17 protein-coding genes and 1 pseudogene are annotated in these 14,523 nt (G+C 66.7%); 9 read left to right on the top strand and 9 right to left on the bottom strand.

Annotated features, from left to right (window positions below):
* Nucleotides 1-175: 175 nt before the first annotated feature.
* The 5 genes from V7Q81_RS01190 to V7Q81_RS01170 form a co-directional block, all read right to left on the bottom strand.
* A complete protein-coding gene (locus V7Q81_RS01190; protein ID WP_333839546.1) occupies nt 176-457 on the bottom strand; it encodes a hypothetical protein in 282 nt (93 codons plus the stop codon).
* A gap of 119 nt (nt 458-576) precedes the next feature.
* A complete protein-coding gene (locus V7Q81_RS01185) occupies nt 577-2,688 on the bottom strand; it encodes a RelA/SpoT family protein (protein WP_333839543.1) in 2,112 nt (703 codons plus the stop codon).
* Nucleotides 2,689-2,873: 185 nt separating this feature from the next.
* Nucleotides 2,874-3,080 carry a DNA-directed RNA polymerase subunit omega gene (gene rpoZ / locus V7Q81_RS01180; protein WP_333839540.1) on the bottom strand — a complete coding sequence of 69 codons (207 nt, stop codon included), beginning with the start codon at nt 3,078-3,080 and terminating at the stop codon, nt 2,874-2,876.
* 21 nt (nt 3,081-3,101) lie between these two features.
* Nucleotides 3,102-3,713 carry a guanylate kinase gene (gmk, locus tag V7Q81_RS01175; RefSeq protein WP_333839535.1) on the bottom strand — a complete coding sequence of 204 codons (612 nt, stop codon included), beginning with the start codon at nt 3,711-3,713 and terminating at the stop codon, nt 3,102-3,104.
* A gap of 95 nt (nt 3,714-3,808) precedes the next feature.
* Nucleotides 3,809-4,663: a YicC/YloC family endoribonuclease gene (locus tag V7Q81_RS01170; RefSeq protein ID WP_333839532.1), complete on the bottom strand. Its 855-nt coding sequence runs from the start codon at nt 4,661-4,663 to the stop codon at nt 3,809-3,811.
* Between the two features lie 152 nt (nt 4,664-4,815).
* On the opposite strand from V7Q81_RS01170, the gene V7Q81_RS01165 reads away from it, so the two are divergent.
* Nucleotides 4,816-5,553, top strand: a complete 738-nt coding sequence (locus V7Q81_RS01165; protein WP_333839530.1) for a PP2C family protein-serine/threonine phosphatase — start codon at nt 4,816-4,818, stop codon at nt 5,551-5,553.
* A 95-nt stretch (nt 5,554-5,648) separates the two neighbouring features.
* Nucleotides 5,649-6,368: a ribonuclease PH gene (gene rph / locus V7Q81_RS01160; RefSeq protein WP_333839527.1), complete on the top strand. Its 720-nt coding sequence runs from the start codon at nt 5,649-5,651 to the stop codon at nt 6,366-6,368.
* Here rph and V7Q81_RS01155 read toward each other — a convergent pair.
* Together V7Q81_RS01155 and V7Q81_RS01150 are read right to left on the bottom strand one after the other, a co-directional pair.
* Nucleotides 6,341-7,219 carry a DMT family transporter gene (locus V7Q81_RS01155; protein ID WP_333839524.1) on the bottom strand — a complete coding sequence of 293 codons (879 nt, stop codon included), beginning with the start codon at nt 7,217-7,219 and terminating at the stop codon, nt 6,341-6,343. The two genes, rph and V7Q81_RS01155, sit on opposite strands and share 28 nt — an antisense overlap.
* A 24-nt stretch (nt 7,220-7,243) precedes the next feature.
* Nucleotides 7,244-8,020 carry a TerC family protein gene (locus tag V7Q81_RS01150; RefSeq protein WP_333839522.1) on the bottom strand — a complete coding sequence of 259 codons (777 nt, stop codon included), beginning with the start codon at nt 8,018-8,020 and terminating at the stop codon, nt 7,244-7,246.
* A gap of 125 nt (nt 8,021-8,145) precedes the next feature.
* Here V7Q81_RS01150 and rdgB point away from each other — a divergent pair, with 125 nt between their 5' ends.
* Nucleotides 8,146-8,742: an RdgB/HAM1 family non-canonical purine NTP pyrophosphatase gene (gene rdgB, locus V7Q81_RS01145; protein ID WP_333839521.1), complete on the top strand. Its 597-nt coding sequence runs from the start codon at nt 8,146-8,148 to the stop codon at nt 8,740-8,742.
* Between the two features lie 13 nt (nt 8,743-8,755).
* Here the strand turns inward: rdgB and V7Q81_RS01140 are convergent, their stop codons facing one another.
* Nucleotides 8,756-9,442 carry a phosphoribosyltransferase gene (locus V7Q81_RS01140; protein ID WP_333839519.1) on the bottom strand — a complete coding sequence of 229 codons (687 nt, stop codon included), beginning with the start codon at nt 9,440-9,442 and terminating at the stop codon, nt 8,756-8,758.
* A 36-nt stretch (nt 9,443-9,478) separates the two neighbouring features.
* On the opposite strand from V7Q81_RS01140, the gene V7Q81_RS01135 reads away from it, so the two are divergent.
* From V7Q81_RS01135 to V7Q81_RS01110, 6 genes and pseudogenes are all read left to right on the top strand, one after another.
* The gene (locus tag V7Q81_RS01135) at nt 9,479-9,820 is read left to right on the top strand and encodes a cupin domain-containing protein (protein WP_333839516.1); all 342 of its coding nucleotides are present in this window, start codon (nt 9,479-9,481) and stop codon (nt 9,818-9,820) included.
* 36 nt (nt 9,821-9,856) lie between these two features.
* Nucleotides 9,857-11,047, top strand: a pseudogene (gene hemW, locus V7Q81_RS01130) (radical SAM family heme chaperone HemW); the annotation flags it as partial.
* Nucleotides 11,048-11,307: 260 nt separating this feature from the next.
* The gene (locus V7Q81_RS01125; RefSeq protein WP_333839514.1) at nt 11,308-11,694 is read left to right on the top strand and encodes a hypothetical protein; all 387 of its coding nucleotides are present in this window, start codon (nt 11,308-11,310) and stop codon (nt 11,692-11,694) included.
* Nucleotides 11,695-11,960: 266 nt separating this feature from the next.
* Nucleotides 11,961-12,437 (top strand): GNAT family N-acetyltransferase, encoded by a 477-nt coding sequence (locus V7Q81_RS01120; protein ID WP_333839512.1) that lies wholly within the window; start codon nt 11,961-11,963, stop codon nt 12,435-12,437.
* Between the two features lie 90 nt (nt 12,438-12,527).
* Nucleotides 12,528-13,001, top strand: a complete 474-nt coding sequence (locus tag V7Q81_RS01115) for a GNAT family N-acetyltransferase (protein WP_333839509.1) — start codon at nt 12,528-12,530, stop codon at nt 12,999-13,001.
* A gap of 4 nt (nt 13,002-13,005) precedes the next feature.
* Nucleotides 13,006-13,674 carry a DUF6882 domain-containing protein gene (locus tag V7Q81_RS01110; protein WP_333839507.1) on the top strand — a complete coding sequence of 223 codons (669 nt, stop codon included), beginning with the start codon at nt 13,006-13,008 and terminating at the stop codon, nt 13,672-13,674.
* A gap of 51 nt (nt 13,675-13,725) precedes the next feature.
* On the opposite strand, the gene V7Q81_RS01105 is transcribed toward V7Q81_RS01110, so the two are convergent.
* A complete protein-coding gene (locus V7Q81_RS01105; protein WP_333839505.1) occupies nt 13,726-14,493 on the bottom strand; it encodes a sulfite exporter TauE/SafE family protein in 768 nt (255 codons plus the stop codon).
* Nucleotides 14,494-14,523: the final 30 nt, after the last annotated feature.

Genomic DNA, 14,523 nt, shown 5'->3' with positions numbered 1-14,523 from the left:
CCCCCCAGCGTTCCCCCGGTCCCCAAGATGCAGGCCGAGGATGCTCCGCCGAAGCTCTTGCGTGAAGAGCGCCGGGCGCTCGAGCAGGCAAAAGAAGCCGCCCCCGTGCGGGAGGAGCGCGGGCGCGACATGCGCGAGCGAGTCGAGCGAGAGTCGCGCTGAGGCGGGACTTGGTCTATTTGACTGACTTGACGGCGGCCTGGCTCGCCTCCCAGGCGTGCTTGATGGCCGCTGCTTCGTCACCTCGGGCCGCGGCCTCCTGGGCCTGCTGGTAGGACTTGCGGGCGGCGGTCGTGTCGCCCTTGCGGCTTTCGGCGAACTTGATGTCCTGCTCCGCTTGAAGCAGGGCCATCTGGGCCTCTACAGAGAGCGCGGGCTTGTCCTGGGAGAGAGGGCTCGCGCACCCGGCTAGGCTCAGGGTGCCCGCCAACATCATCGCAACGAACGGCTTCTGCATGGTCTCCTCCTTAAGTCGAGATTGCCCGGGACGCCAGCCGTCCCGCGGGCGCCGGCGACGATAACCGCCTGCCGGCCAGCCGTCATTGACCTAGGTCAGGTGGGCGGTGAGAGGGCGGGTCAGCCTTTGACCCGGGTGATGCGGGCCACTTCGGGGATGCGGCGCAGGCTGCGCATCACCCTGGCCAGGTGGACGCGGTTCTTCACCTGTAAGGTGAAGTTCATGGTGGTGTAGGCCCCTTCCCCATCCATGCTCACGTTCTCGATGTTGCTGCCTGCTTCGGCGATCTCCGCCGCCACCTTGGCGAGCACTCCGCGCTGATTGGCCACCACCAGCCGGATGGTGACGCCGAAGGAGCGGGTGATACCGGGGTCCCATTGCACGTCCAGCCACTTCTCCGGGTCCCCCTTGGTCTTGCCGATCATTGGGCAATCATGGGTGTGGATGACCAGGCCTTGGCCCTTCTTGATCAGGCCGATGATGGGATCGCCGGGAATGGGCCGGCAGCAGCGGGCGTATTGCACCGCCATGCCCTCGGTGCCGAGCAGCGTGATGGCGCCGGCGGAAGACGTCTCTCCCCGCTGCGCTTCACCGCCAGGGGCGACCAGCATGCGGGCCACCACGACCGCCAGCCGCTTGCCGAGACCGATGTCGGCCAGGATCTCCTGCTTGGACTTGGCGCTGGTCTCACGCACCAGCTTGTCCCACTGCTGGTCGGTGATGTCCTCCAGCTTGCCGCCCAGGGCGGTCACGGCCTGAGCCAGCAGCCGCTCGCCCAGTTCAGCCGACTCCTCGTACTGCATGGTGCGCAGGAAGTGGCGGATCTCGAAGCGGGCTTTGCTGGTCACCACATAGTTGAGCCAGGAGGGATTGGGCTTGGCGTGGCTTGCGGTGATGATCTCCACCTGGTCCCCGTTCTTGAGCTCGGTCCTGAGCGGCATCAGCTCGTAGTTGATCTTGGCCGCAACGCAGCGGTTGCCGATGTCCGTGTGCACCGCGTAGGCGAAATCCACTGCTGTCGCCCCGCGCGGCAGCGCCAGGATTTTGCCCTTGGGAGTGAACACGTACACCTCGTCCGGGAAGAGATCGACTTTGAGATGCTCGAGAAATTCCACCGAGTCGCGAGACTCGGAGAGGGACTCCAGCAGGCTCTGCAGCCACTGGTGGGTCTTCTGGTGCAGCTCCTTGAATTCGGCATCCGAGGTTTTGTACAGCCAGTGGGAAGCCACCCCGCTCTCGGCGATGCGATGCATGGTGCGGGTGCGTATCTGCACCTCGATGGGGGTACCCAAGGGGCTGAAGACCGTGGTGTGCAGTGACTGGTAGCCGTTCGCCTTGGGAATAGCGATGTAGTCCTTGAACTTGCCGGGAATGGGCTTGTACAGACCGTGGAGCACGCCCAGGGCGAGGTAACAGGAAGGGATGTCCTTAACGATGATCCGAAGGCCGAGAATGTCCAGCACTTGGCTAAAGGACAGGGACTTCTCTCGCATCTTCTTGTAGATGCTGTAGAGGTGCTTTTCCCGTCCATGCACCTCGGCGTCGATACCGGCCTCCTTGAGTTTCTGCTGCAACGTGGCCTGGACCTTGTGCACCACCTCGCGCCGGTTGCCCCGGGCGGCCTTGACTGCCTTGGCGAGCACCTTGTAGCGGTTCGGGTACAGATGGCGGAAGGCGAGATCTTGTAGCTCTTGGTAGATGGCGTTGAGCCCCAATCGGTTGGCAATGGGGGCGTAGATCTCCAGGGTTTCGCGGGCGATGCGGCGGCGCTTTTCGGGCTCCACTGACTTCAGGGTGCGCATGTTGTGCAGCCGGTCGGCCAGCTTGATGAGGATCACGCGCACGTCCCGGGAGACGGCGAGCAACATCTTGCGGAAATTCTCCGCCTGGGCGTCCTCTGCGCTCTGGAACTCGATGCGGTCCAGCTTGGAGACTCCATCCACCAGCTCCGCCACCGGGTTGCCGAAGATGGAAGCGATCTCGGCCTTGGTGACCTTGGTGTCCTCCATTACGTCGTGCAGCAGCGCCGCGGTGAGTGCCTGGGCATCCAGGCGCATCTGCGCCAGGATCTGGGTCACCGCGAGGGGATGGGAAATATAGGGGTCGCCGCTTTTCCTGAACTGGCCGTGGTGGGCAGCCTTGCTGAAGTGGTACGCGGACTCGAGCTGAACCACGTCCTCCGGTTTGAGGTAGCCGGAAAGCTGCTTGAACAAGAGCTCCGCTTCCGCCATGTCAACGCCCGCCCATCGTCCTCAACCGCCCAGCCGCTGCGCAGCGTCCCCCCTGCGGCCCAACAGCCCTTGGCAGCCGCCAGGACATGGGAGCTGCAGCGTACCTTCCATGAAACCCTGCCGGGAGTCGGTCGAACCTTGCGCGGAGGAGGCTAGAGGGGGAACGTCGAAGTGCTCGGCGGGGTCTACAACTGCCCCTTGTTGAGAACCTCCAGCCCCACCTTGCCGGCGGCGATTTCCCGCAGGGCGATGACCGTCGGCTTGTCCTTAAGCCCCTCGATCAGCGGGGCGGCACCATGGGCGATCTGGCGCGCCCGATAGGTGGCGGCCAACGTCAATTCGAAACGGTTCGGGATGTGCTTCAAACAGTCGTCGACCGTGATGCGTGCCATTTCTCTTTTGTCCTCAAAGTCTTACTTCGTGAGCGCCTCGATCAGCGAGCGGTGGCGCTCAAGCTGCCGTTCCCTTTTCAGCCGCTCGGCCCGCACCACCGAAGCCAAATCCTCAAGGGCCTCGTCAAACCGGTCATTGATAATAACATAGTCAAATTCGCCGACGCGGCTCATTTCCTCCCGGGCAGCCTTTAGCCGCCGCTCGATCGCCTCGGGCGTTTCTGTCCCCCGTTTTTCCAGCCGGCGCTTGAGCACTTCCATCGAGGGCGGAAGGATGAAAATGCCCACCGCCTCCGGCATCAGCCGCCGTACTTGGGCTGCCCCCTGGCAGTCGATTTCCAGGAGCACGTCGGTTCCAGCCTCGAGCGCCCTGCGCACCCAGGCCTGGGAGGTGCCGTAGCGATTGCCGTAGACCTCGGCGCTTTCCAGGAATTCTCCCCGCTCCAGCATTTTCTGGAACGTGGGCGGGTCCACGAAATGGTAGTGGTGGCCGTTGACTTCTCCTTCCCGGGGCAGCCGGGTGGTGTAAGACACCGAAAGGCGTAGGTTGCGGTCCCGCGCGAGGAGGGCGGCCACCAGGCTAGTCTTGCCGGCTCCGGAGGGGGCGGTGACGATGAAGAGAATGCCGCTCATCGCGCTTCAGGACACTGCGGGGTGCTGGTGGGCTCCAGAGGTACTAAGCTTGGGAGGAATCGACGACATGGGCTGCACGGCTCGCGGCTTCGGGCTCACTCGATGTTCTGGATCTGCTCGCGCATCTGCTCGATCAGCACCTTAAGCTCCATGGCGATGCGGGAAACCTCCGCGTCCACCGACTTCGCGCCCAAGGTGTTGGCCTCCCGGTTGAGCTCCTGCATGAGAAAGTCGAGGCGCTTGCCCGCCGGGCCGCCGCTCGCCAGCACCCGCTTCACTTCTTGGAGATGGGCCGTGAGCCGGCTGAGCTCCTCGTCCACATCGATCTTGCTGGCGAACAGCATGAACTCCTGGCGGATGCGCTCGTCCTCCAGATTGAGCATCGCTTCGCGCAGCCGGTGGGACAGTCGCTCCTGGTAGGCGGCGATGAGGGCGGGGATGCGGGGTGTGACCTCTTCCACCAGTGCCTCCATCCGGGCGACCCGCTCTTGCAGGAGCGCTCCGAGCCGCTCCCCTTCCCGGCGCCGGGCCGCCACCAGATCGTTGAGCGCCTGCTCGAGCAGCGCCAGGCACGGCTCCCGTACCGTGTCGGCGGAGAGGACCGCCTGGTCGAGGACGCCGGGCCAGCGCAACACGTCGCTCACAGTGAGCCCGCACGCCTGGGGGAAGGCGGTCCGCACCGAAAGCTCCAGGCTTTTCAACCGCTCCAGTGCCTCGGCGTTGAGGGCCGCGCCGTGCTGGAGTGCGGGCTTGGGCGTCAAGCCGATCCGGCAGTCCACCTTTCCCCGGGAGAGCTGGGCGGCCAGCAGCGCTCGGACCTCCGGCTCCAGGCTACGCAGCTCGTCCGGGAGCCGGGTCTGGATGTCGAGAAAGCGGTGATTGACCGAGCGCACTTCCACATTGAGGGTCGCTTCAGGCAGCTCCCGGGAGACGACGGCAAACCCCGTCATGCTGGCGATCATGCTTTTGCCGCTTGCGCTTTACTGGAGGAGTAGAAAAATTCAGAATTTTCAGAGCGCAACGATACCACAAGTTGGGCTTCCCACCGACGCCCGCCTGGAATGCCTTCCGATGCACGGCCTGGCCACAGGAGAATGCCCAGATGAACGTGGAAGTCGCCCAGGCAAGCCGCCTGGGAGGGCGCCGAATCAACCAGGACCGGGCTGCCTACGCCCGCAGCGACACTTCCCTCCTGCTGGTCCTGGCCGACGGGATGGGGGGAATGCCCCGGGGCGAGGTGGCGGCCCAGCACGCGGTGGACCGTCTCCTCGCTGCCTTCCGCGCCGCCGCTCAGCCCCGGCTCGCCGATCCGGCCGGGTTCTTCCGCCAGGCCATGACCGCGGCCCACGAGGACATTCAGGCTTATGCCCGGAAGCATCTCCTAGGAAATCCTCCCGGAACCACCTGCGTGGCCTGCCTCTTGCAGGAGGGGACGGCTCGCTGGGCCCACGTGGGGGATTCCCGCTGCTACCTGTTGCGGAAAGGCTCGGTGGTGGCGCGGACCCGGGACCACTCCTTGGTCCAGGAGCTGCTCGACCAGGGCCTTCTTCCCGCTGTCGATCCGCTGCGCTTTGTCGAGCGGGGGGTACTCACCAACTGCCTCGGCGGTTGGGAAACTCCTTCCGTGGAAATCGGCCCCCCCCTCTGCCTCCAGTCGGGGGACGTGGTACTGCTCTGCAGCGACGGGCTGTGGGGCCAGCTGGCTGAGGCGGAGTTCGCCGCGGCCCTATGCGACAACCCCCTGGAGCAGGCAGTGGCGGCGCTCGCGCAGGCCGCCGAGTGGGAAGGCGGCGCTGCTTCGGATAATGTGACGCTGCTTGCCGCCCGCTGGCTGGGATAGCGGCCCTGGCACGAAAGCTATAATGCGAGCTTTGCCAGTTGCGCGCCGGCCCATTCCGGTGCCTGCTCGAAGGCGATCGGAGACATTGCTGCCCCATGCGACCCAGTCAGCGCCGACCCGATGAGCTGCGCCCAGTGCGCATCACCCGCCGCTTCACCAAGCACGCCGAAGGGTCGGTACTGATCGAATGCGGCGACACCAAGGTGGTGTGCACCGCCAGCATCGATGAAAAGGTGCCGGCCTTCCTCAAGGGGCAGGGCCAGGGCTGGCTCACCGCCGAGTACGGAATGCTGCCCCGCTCCACCGGCACCCGCACCGATCGGGAGGCGGCTCGGGGCCGCCAGTCGGGGCGCACCCAGGAGATCCAGCGGCTCATCGGGCGGGCGTTGCGGGCGGTGGTGGATCTTTCCCGGCTCGGCGAGCGCACCCTCCAGATCGACTGCGACGTGCTCCAGGCCGACGGTGGCACCCGTACGGCCAGCATCACGGGGGCTTTCGTCGCCCTGTGGGACGCGATGGAGTACATGCGGGCGAAGGAGATGATCGATGCCTGGCCCATCAAGGACCACGTGGCGGCGGTGTCGGTGGGCATCTACCAGGGCGTGCCGATCCTGGACCTGGATTACATGGAAGATTCCGCCTGCGACACCGACATGAACGTGGTCATGACAGGGGAATTGAAGCTGGTGGAAGTCCAGGGCACTGCGGAGGGCGAGCCCTTCACCCGGGGACAACTGAACGAGCTCCTGGACCTGGCCCAGTCGGGCATCGAGCAGCTGGTTGCGCTTCAGAAAGAGGCGCTGCAGCAGGGTTGACGGGTCGCATCAGGCAAGGTGCATGGCCACGGCGCCCGCCGCCACCAGCCCCACCCCAGCCAGCGCCGGGGCGTCAACGGCTCCCGCAGCCAGCGGGCGGCCATCGCCACCCCGAACAGGATGGAGGTCTCCCGCAGGGCCGCCACCAGGGCGATGGGAGCCCGGGTCATGGCCCAGAGGGCGATGCCGTAGGCACCCAGAGTACAGGTGGAGCCCAGCAGGACTTGCCACTTGCGGGCCGCCAGCGAAGCAGAATTGCGGCCCCGCATGAGGCCTGCGTACAACGGCAGGAGGGCTGTTCCCGTCAAGGCGAAGAGCCAGGCAGCATAGCTCATGGCATTTCCCGAGGCGCGCACGCCGGCCCCGTCCACCAGGGTGTAGGCCACGATCACCACCACATTGGCTCCCACCATCGCCAGGCCGCGGCCGGAGGCAGCCCGCGCCTTAAGTCCCTCGCCGCTCAGCATGAGCACGCCCAGCACGATGGCGAGCACTGCCCCCCAACCGGCTGCCGACAGGGTTTCGCCATGAAAGAGGGCGGCTCCCGCCGCCACCACCGCGGGCGGCACACCCCGCATGAGGGGGTAGGCGATGCTGAGCGCCCCCGAGCGGTAGGCCAAGGCTACCAGGACGAAATAGGCCACATGCAGGGCGGTGGAGGCGGCCAGCATAGGCCAGCTCTGCGGCCGGGGCAGCGGTAGCGCGGCGAGGGCCGGCAGCGCCAGCAGCCCCGCTCCCATGACCACTGCCAAGGCCTCTGGCAGGGGATCGGCGCTCGCCTTGAGCCGGGCGTTCCACGCCGCGTGCAAGGCGGCGGCGAAGAGCACCGCCACCATGACGCCCAACGGCATTCGCGACTCCCTTGGCGCAGGCGGTCAGGCTTTCTCGCCCGCTTTTTTACTGGCGCCTCCCGGCGAAGCGGGCTTGTGCAGCTTCACCGGCTTTCCTCGGCGCGCCCGCACTCGCAAGTTGAGCATTTCCACGGCCACCGAGAAGGCCATGGCGAAATAGATGTAGCCCTTGGGGATGTGGAACTCGAAGCCCTCGGCAATCAAGGCCACGCCCACCAGCACCAGAAAGGACAGGGCCAGCATCTTGAGAGTGGGGTGCCGGTCGACAAAATCGCTGATGGGTCCGGCGGCCAGCATCATCACCAAGACCGCTAGCACGATGGCGATCACCATCACCGGCACGTGCTGGGCCATGCCCACGGCGGTGATCACCGAGTCGAGGGAGAACACGATGTCGATCAAGGCAATCTGCAGGAGCACTCCGCCGAAAGTGGCCGCCGCGATCTTTTTCTCCCCCTCCTCCGGCCCTTCCAGGGCGTTGTGAATCTCGTGCACGCTCTTCCACAGCAGAAATAGCCCCCCGCCCACCAGGATCAGGTCCCGGCCCGAGATTTCCTCCTCGAAAACCGTGAAGAGGGGGGCGGTGAGGGACATGACCCAGGCGAGGGACAGGAGCAGCCCGATGCGCATGCCCATGGCAAGCGCAAGCCCCAGGAACCGGGCCTTGCCCCGTTGTTCTGGAGGGAGTCGGCCCACCAGGATGGAGATGAAAATGATGTTGTCGATGCCCAGGACAATCTCCAGGGCGGTCAAGGTGACCAGGGCGATCCAGGCTTGCGGGTCGCTGATCCACTCGAACATGGCGCGAGAGCCCTCCCTTTGCGCAACGGCCCGGTTTCACCGGACCTGATTTTTAGGCATGGGGAGGGTATCATAGCCGCCCGAAATCCGCCTTTTGGAACCTGCCTTCCCCGCCGGGAAAACCCATGCAAAGGATCGTCCTCGCCAGCAACAACCCGGGCAAGATCCGGGAGATCCGGCGCTGGCTTGCGCCGCTCGGCTTCGAGATCCTGCCCCAGTCCGATCTGGGCATCCCCGAGGCGGAGGAGCCCTACGGCACTTTCATCGAGAACGCCCTGGCGAAAGCCCGGCAGGCGTGCCGCGCCGCGGGGCTGCCTGCCCTCGCTGACGATTCCGGCATCTGCGTGACTGCCTTGAATGGGGCGCCCGGGGTGCACTCGGCCCGCTTCGCGGGCGATCCCTGCTCTGACGAGCGCAACAACGCGAAGCTTTTGGCGTTAATGGAAGGAGTGACCGATCGCCGTGCCCACTATTACTGCGTCATGGTGCTTCTCAGGCATGCCAACGATCCCCAGCCCCTCATCGCCGAGGGGGAGTGGCACGGAGAGATCGTCCATGCGCCCCGGGGCACCGGGGGCTTCGGTTACGATCCGCTGTTCCTGGACCCCCGCCTGGGCCGCACGGGGGCGGAGCTGGCGCTCGAGGAAAAGAACCGGGTAAGCCACCGAGGCAAGGCCTTGGCGCGGCTGGCGGAGAGGCTGAGCCGCAGCGCGCCGGAGTGAGGCCGGGATCGTCTCACGCCGTCCCCTGGCGCAGTAATAACGCCCAGGCTTCTTCCTCCGGGACGTCATGCCAGCGGCGGTAGGCGTCCGCCACCGCGAAGCGGCGGCCAGCGCGCAGGTTGGCACAGTAGAGACGGTCCACGCGGGAGGCCAGTCGCTCGACGGCCTGGGCATGTCCCGTGGGCACCGCCACCGCGATCTCGGCCGCCGCGGCGCGCCTCAGGGCCTCGACAGCGCTCATTAGGGTGAAACCAGAGGCGAGCCCGTCGTCCACCAGGATCACCGGCCGCCCGGCAAGGGGGGGAGGCGGCCGTTCGGCGCGCAGACGGGCGAGTCGGCGCTCCACCTTGGCCCGGGTCTCGGCCACCCCCTGGGCCACCTCTTCTGCCGTCAGCCCCAACTGGTCCACCAGGGTCCGGTTCAGGCAAACGGTGCCGTCGAAGGCCACCGCCCCGTAGCCGGCTTCCGTGTTCCAGGGAAGGAGGATTTTGGACACCACCGCCACGTCCAGGGGCAGCCCCAAGGCGCGGGCCACTTCTGCCGCTACGGGCACGCCGCCGGCGGGAATGGCGAGCACCAGCGCGTCGCTCCCTCGGTAACCTTCCAACAGGCCGGCGAGCACCCGTCCTGCCTCGGCCCGGTCGGCGAACACCGGTGCCCGGTCCCGCAGGGATTCCAGCTCGACGATGGGGGCGGTCATAATCAGATGATCTGTAAAAGTCGAAAGGTGTTTGCCATGGCGCTCGAAGTGGAACGCTGGGACGAGGCGCGGGATGGGCCCCTCACCGAGGCGCGGCTGCGGGCCAAGATGGAGTCCCGGGGCTACCGGGTGACCCGCTACGTCTACCCTGCAGGAACTTATTTTCCACCTCATACCCACGAGGTAGACAAGATGGATGCGGTCCTTTCGGGTCGTTTTCGCTTGACGGTCATGGGGCGCGAGGTGGTGCTGGGACCAGGCGACCTGCTGTCCGTGCCGCGGGGGGTCCTGCACGAGGCGAAAGTGCTGGGAGACGAGCCGGTGGTGAGCCTGGATGGGGTAAAGGGCGCTCCGGAGCCTCGAGGCTCTGCCGTATAATGGGGGCGTCTACTTCGCCTGCGTCGTCTCTTCCCCATGTTCGCCGAGGATTCCGTGGCCGCCCGCGGGCTCACCATGGCCCCCCGGCCGCGGCTCGAGGCGCTCCCGCCCCTCGCCCTCTACATCCACGTACCCTGGTGCGTGCGTAAGTGTCCTTATTGCGATTTCAACTCCCATGCGCTGCGCGGCAGGATTCCCGAGCGGCGCTATATCGATGCCCTCCTTCGGGACCTGGGGCTGGCGCTGCCCGAGGTCTGGGGTCGGCGCGTCCACAGCGTGTTTTTTGGCGGTGGGACACCGAGCCTGCTTTCTGCCGAAGCGGTAGACGCGATCCTGTCCGCCATCCGGGCCCGCGTGCCCCTGGACGCCCACGCTGAGATCACCCTGGAGGCCAACCCGGGCACGGTGGAGGCGGAGAAGATTGCCGGACTGCGTGCCGCGGGCGTGAACCGCCTCTCCCTGGGTGTCCAGAGCTTCGACGACCGGATGCTGCAGGCCATCGGGCGGGTGCACGACGGGGCTCAGGCGTGCCGGGCCCTGGAGCTGGCCCTCGCGGTCTTCGACAATGTTAATCTGGACCTCATGTACGGGCTGCCCGGACAGACGCTAGAGGGGTGTCGGCGCGACGTCGAGACGGCGGCCGCCTTCGGGGTACCCCATGTCTCGGCCTACCACCTGACCATCGAGCCCAATACCTATTTCCACCGCCATCCCCCGGTGCTGCCCGACGAGGACACGGCTGCAGCCATGGAAGAAGTGGTAGAGGAAAGCCTGGCCGCCCGAGGCTACGTGCATTACGAAACCTCCGCCTACGCCCGGCCCGGCTGGGAATGTCGCCACAACCTCAACTACTGGCGCTTCGGGGACTATCTGGGCATCGGCGCCGGCGCCCACTCCAAGGTCTCGTTCCCCGACCGGATCGTGCGCAGCTGGCGCTGCAAACAACCCAAGGCGTACATGGAGCGGGTGGAACAGGGCGCGCCGGTGGAGGCGACCCAGGAAGTGCCGGTGGACGAATTGCCCTTCGAGTTCATGATGAACGCCCTGCGCTTGCACCAGGGCTTCGAGGCGGCCCTCTTCGAGGCGCGCACCGGGTTGCCCCTCGCCGTGGTGCTGCCTGTGCTGGGCCTGGCCGAATCGAAGGGCTTGGTGATATGGGACCAGGGCCGCTTTGTCCCGACGTTGCTCGGCCGCCGGTTCCTGAACGACTTGCTGGCCCTGTTTCTCCCCGGCAAGGCCCCCGAGGGCAAGCGCCATGGGCGCCCTCCACCCGGAGGAGGCATCCATGGAAACCAGGAACGCCTAGCTCCAGCGGCTTCAGACCCCGTGGGACCCGTGGGTGGCCGAGATCGACCGGCTCAAGGAGGAGCCGGGCCGGGCGAGCGAGGGCGCTCGGCACACACCGAAAGCCGGCATGGACAAGGGGTGGAATGAGCTGCACGGGGCTCTCAAGTCTTCCCTCCACCGCTTCAAATCACCGGTGGTCTGTGCCCGCGCGCAGCCGCGCCGGCGTTTGGCTGGCCGCGGCGGGCTGTGTCGGGGTGATGGCCTGCGCTCCTTCCCTCGGCATGGTGGACAAGGGGCAAACGATACGGGTCTACAGAGCCGACGGCTCGCGCCAATGCGAGCCGGATTCCGGCGCCCCGCCGACGGCGGGGCAGCGGACGCTCGCGGCTGCCGGCATTCCCGTGTTGGGTAGCGGGTGCGGCCACGACGGCCGGGTGCGAATAGCCCTGTGCGGCGTGGAAACCGGCGTCATCCACCTCTATGACATCCCAGCGAATCGCCTGGAGGAAGCCCTCGCCTTGGGGTTTAGGCCCCTGTCGGAGCTACCCGCGGCTACCGTCGGGCCCTGTCCCGAAGGACGGCGATGATCGGAGTGCTCGGGGGTTTAAGTCTTGCCGCTTTGGGCAATCAAGCGAGGCGTCACGCCGTCGTTGCCTCCGGGCGCGTCGCTAACGGTGCGCGGTTGCTGGACAACAGGGCCCCGATGTCCATCGCAATCGGCCCGGGGCCATTCGATGGGCGGCAGCCGCTTGCCGTCCCGCGAGGCGGCGAAGATCCGCAGGGTCAAGGGGCAGGCCACCGGGTCGACCGCTCTCGCAGGTCTCTTGGCCGAGGTGAACGGGGGGAGAGGGCAATGGAAATGAGTGCAGCCCGCATTCGAACCGCCAGGCTAGAGGACGCGCCATCCCTCGCTGCGCTCCTGCGAGCGCTGGGATGGTTTGCCGAGCTCGAAGAAGAGCCGCGAGAGAGCACCGAGCGGCGGGTGCGCCGCCACCTCTCGGCCTGCCTTGCGGACAACAGCCACTCGGTGTACGTGGCCGAAGCCGAGGAACGGGTGGTCGGCTACGCCGCGGTGCACTGGCTACCCTGCCTGTTCCTGCCCGGTCCGCAAGGCTATGTCTGCGAGCTCTTCGTGGAAGAGGCGTACCGGGGCCGGGGCGTGGGGCGCTCCCTGCTGGAGGTCATCGTCGCCGAAGCCCACGGGCGGGGCTGCGCTCGCTTGATGCTGCTCGCTGATCGAGACCGGGAAGCGTATCGACGCGGCTTTTACACGAAGGGCGGCTGGACGGAGCGCCCGGAGCTGGCCCACTTCATCCTCCGGCTGGGTTGAGAAAGGCGCCCGCAAGCGCGACGGGCCGGGTGCAGGAGGAAGGTGTAGCATATTCGAGCGGTTGCGCCCCTCCGCGGTCCGGATTGACCCATGGACATTCTCTTCAGACCCGCAACGCCCAAGGACAGCGCCGAGATCGCTGCCATGTCCCGCGACTTGATCGAAATGGGGTTGGGCTGGTCCTGGACGCCGGCCCGGGTCGCCGCCAGCATCCGCCACCGGGAGACCATGGCCCTGGTGGCGGAGGCGCAAGGCCGGATGGTGGGCTTCGCCCTCATGGAGTTCGGCGACGAGACGGCGCACTTAAACTTGTTGGCCGTGCGGCCCAGGTTCCAGCGCCGAGGCATCGCGCGCCGCCTGGTGCAATGGCTGGAAGCCTCCTGCCGCACCGCTGGGATTCAAGTGGTTTATCTGGAGCTCAGGGCGGTGAACCGGGGGGCGCGTCAGTTCTACCAGTCCCTAGGCTACCGGGAAATCGCCCGCGTGCCCCGCTACTATGGGGGGCGGGAGATGGCGATCCGCATGGCCCATGACCTGCTCTGCGAGGTTGCCCCCGATCGCTAGCCCGATGGAAACCTTCAAGGACGTCCTCGCCCGTCACCTGGTCCTGTCCCTGGCCAAGCAGCAGGTCCTGGCAGAGTACCTGGGGGAGCACCGTGGCCGGCTTCACCTGGAGCGGGGGGTCGTGGATTTCGGCCGCGGCCGGGTGTTTCCACTGCAGCTCCTCGGGACCGAAGTGGAGCAGGACAATACCTGGATCTGGGCCTGGGCTGATCCTTTGGGCGAATTTCCCGAAGAACTCCTGCTCGATGCGCAGCGACTGCGCGAATACGGCTTGCGGCAAGACATTCCCATGCTGATCGAGCCCCGACTGCCCCTGGCGGACATCGCCGGCCACGCCCTGGCTCTGGCCGCTTCCGGTGTGTGCGGGGCGGATGCCTATTACCGGGCCCCGGGCGCGGGCGGCGCCGTCTATTTCTTGCTCCACGAGGTGCCCCTCGACTTGGATTTCACCCGACGCCCCGATCTGATCGGGTCGTGCTTGAGGCGCGCGGTCCAGCTCTTCGAAGTGGATCATCGCGCCGTCACCCGCGCCTGGATGACAACCTTGTCTCAGGAGGTGGAGGAACTGCCCTCTCGCTTGCTCGCCCGTCGGCAGGGACGGCCCTTTCTCCTGGTGCGCTTCGACGAGGCGGGTCGCATTGTGGACATCGAGAGCATGGCCAGCGAATCCTAGCCTGGCCATTTCCCGGAGCACTCGGCCGCTGGTGCATGCCGATGGAGCACTTCAGACCGGTGCTGCCGGTAGGCCGATCCCTCCCAGGCTGCGATAGAGCAGGGATGCGCCGCTCACGAAAAGGACGACGGCGACGATGCGGGCGAGGACCCCCGGGGGCGCGCCCAAGTGGATCCGGTGCCCAACCCAAAGACCCAACCAAGCCACCGGCAGCAGGGCCGCGGCTGCCATCGCCAGGCCCCGGGCGGCGAACAGACCGGCCGTGGCGAAAGCGATCACCCGCAGGCCCACGCTCACAATGACCATCAAGACGATGGTGGCGCGCTGGGCCGCGGGCTTCGGGACGCGCCCGGTCACGTAGACGACATAGGGCGGGCCGCCCACGCCGAACAAAGCGCCGAAGAGGCCGCCCGCCAGCCCGAGCGGCGCGGCCCAGGCGCGGCTTAACGTGCGCGCAAAGGGCCGGCGGGAGGCCGCGTAGAGCGCATAGCCGCAGACGAAAAGGCCAAGTCCAGCGAGCGTGGCCTCCCGCGGCAGATTCACCAGCAGGGTGACCCCCAGAGCGACACCCGCCAGGGTAAAGGGCAGGAGCGCCAGCAGTTCCCGCTTCTCGGCCTCCCGGCGGGTGCGGTAGCCGAGTAGCGTGGCGGTGGTGAGATCGAGCACGCTGCACAAGGCGAGCACGAAGGGCAGGGGAAGGAAGTGGGCCAGGACCGGGATGGTAATGGGCGATGCGCCGAAGCCCGTCATGCCGAAGATCACGTAGCCGGCGAAGGTCACCAGCATTATCAGCGCAAGAGTTTCGAGCGGCACGTGCATAGGGCGTCCGCGCGCCCCGGGGCAGCGCGC

It is taken from the genome of Pelomicrobium sp. (assembly GCF_036803785.1).
Taxonomy (GTDB): domain Bacteria; phylum Pseudomonadota; class Gammaproteobacteria; order Burkholderiales; family UBA6910; genus Pelomicrobium.
The sequence above is the reverse complement of the archived record's forward strand: the minus strand, read 5'-3'. Positions and strand labels throughout refer to the sequence as shown.

Excerpts from the sequence above, each read along its gene's own strand:
- V7Q81_RS01120 (WP_333839512.1), top strand. The coding sequence starts at position 11,961 with ATGGAAATGAGTGCAGCCCGCATTCGAACCGCCAGGCTAGAGGACGCG.
- gmk (WP_333839535.1), bottom strand. The coding sequence starts at position 3,713 with ATGAGCGGCATTCTCTTCATCGTCACCGCCCCCTCCGGAGCCGGCAAG.
- V7Q81_RS01115 (WP_333839509.1), top strand. The coding sequence starts at position 12,528 with ATGGACATTCTCTTCAGACCCGCAACGCCCAAGGACAGCGCCGAGATC.
- V7Q81_RS01135 (WP_333839516.1), top strand. The coding sequence starts at position 9,479 with ATGGCGCTCGAAGTGGAACGCTGGGACGAGGCGCGGGATGGGCCCCTC.
- V7Q81_RS01155 (WP_333839524.1), bottom strand. The coding sequence starts at position 7,219 with ATGCCGTTGGGCGTCATGGTGGCGGTGCTCTTCGCCGCCGCCTTGCAC.
- V7Q81_RS01110 (WP_333839507.1), top strand. The coding sequence starts at position 13,006 with ATGGAAACCTTCAAGGACGTCCTCGCCCGTCACCTGGTCCTGTCCCTG.
- V7Q81_RS01140 (WP_333839519.1), bottom strand. The coding sequence starts at position 9,442 with ATGACCGCCCCCATCGTCGAGCTGGAATCCCTGCGGGACCGGGCACCG.
- rdgB (WP_333839521.1), top strand. The coding sequence starts at position 8,146 with ATGCAAAGGATCGTCCTCGCCAGCAACAACCCGGGCAAGATCCGGGAG.
- V7Q81_RS01165 (WP_333839530.1), top strand. The coding sequence starts at position 4,816 with ATGAACGTGGAAGTCGCCCAGGCAAGCCGCCTGGGAGGGCGCCGAATC.
- rph (WP_333839527.1), top strand. The coding sequence starts at position 5,649 with ATGCGACCCAGTCAGCGCCGACCCGATGAGCTGCGCCCAGTGCGCATC.
- V7Q81_RS01185 (WP_333839543.1), bottom strand. The coding sequence starts at position 2,688 with ATGGCGGAAGCGGAGCTCTTGTTCAAGCAGCTTTCCGGCTACCTCAAA.
- V7Q81_RS01105 (WP_333839505.1), bottom strand. The coding sequence starts at position 14,493 with ATGCACGTGCCGCTCGAAACTCTTGCGCTGATAATGCTGGTGACCTTC.
- rpoZ (WP_333839540.1), bottom strand. The coding sequence starts at position 3,080 with ATGGCACGCATCACGGTCGACGACTGTTTGAAGCACATCCCGAACCGT.
- V7Q81_RS01190 (WP_333839546.1), bottom strand. The coding sequence starts at position 457 with ATGCAGAAGCCGTTCGTTGCGATGATGTTGGCGGGCACCCTGAGCCTA.
- V7Q81_RS01150 (WP_333839522.1), bottom strand. The coding sequence starts at position 8,020 with ATGTTCGAGTGGATCAGCGACCCGCAAGCCTGGATCGCCCTGGTCACC.
- V7Q81_RS01170 (WP_333839532.1), bottom strand. The coding sequence starts at position 4,663 with ATGACGGGGTTTGCCGTCGTCTCCCGGGAGCTGCCTGAAGCGACCCTC.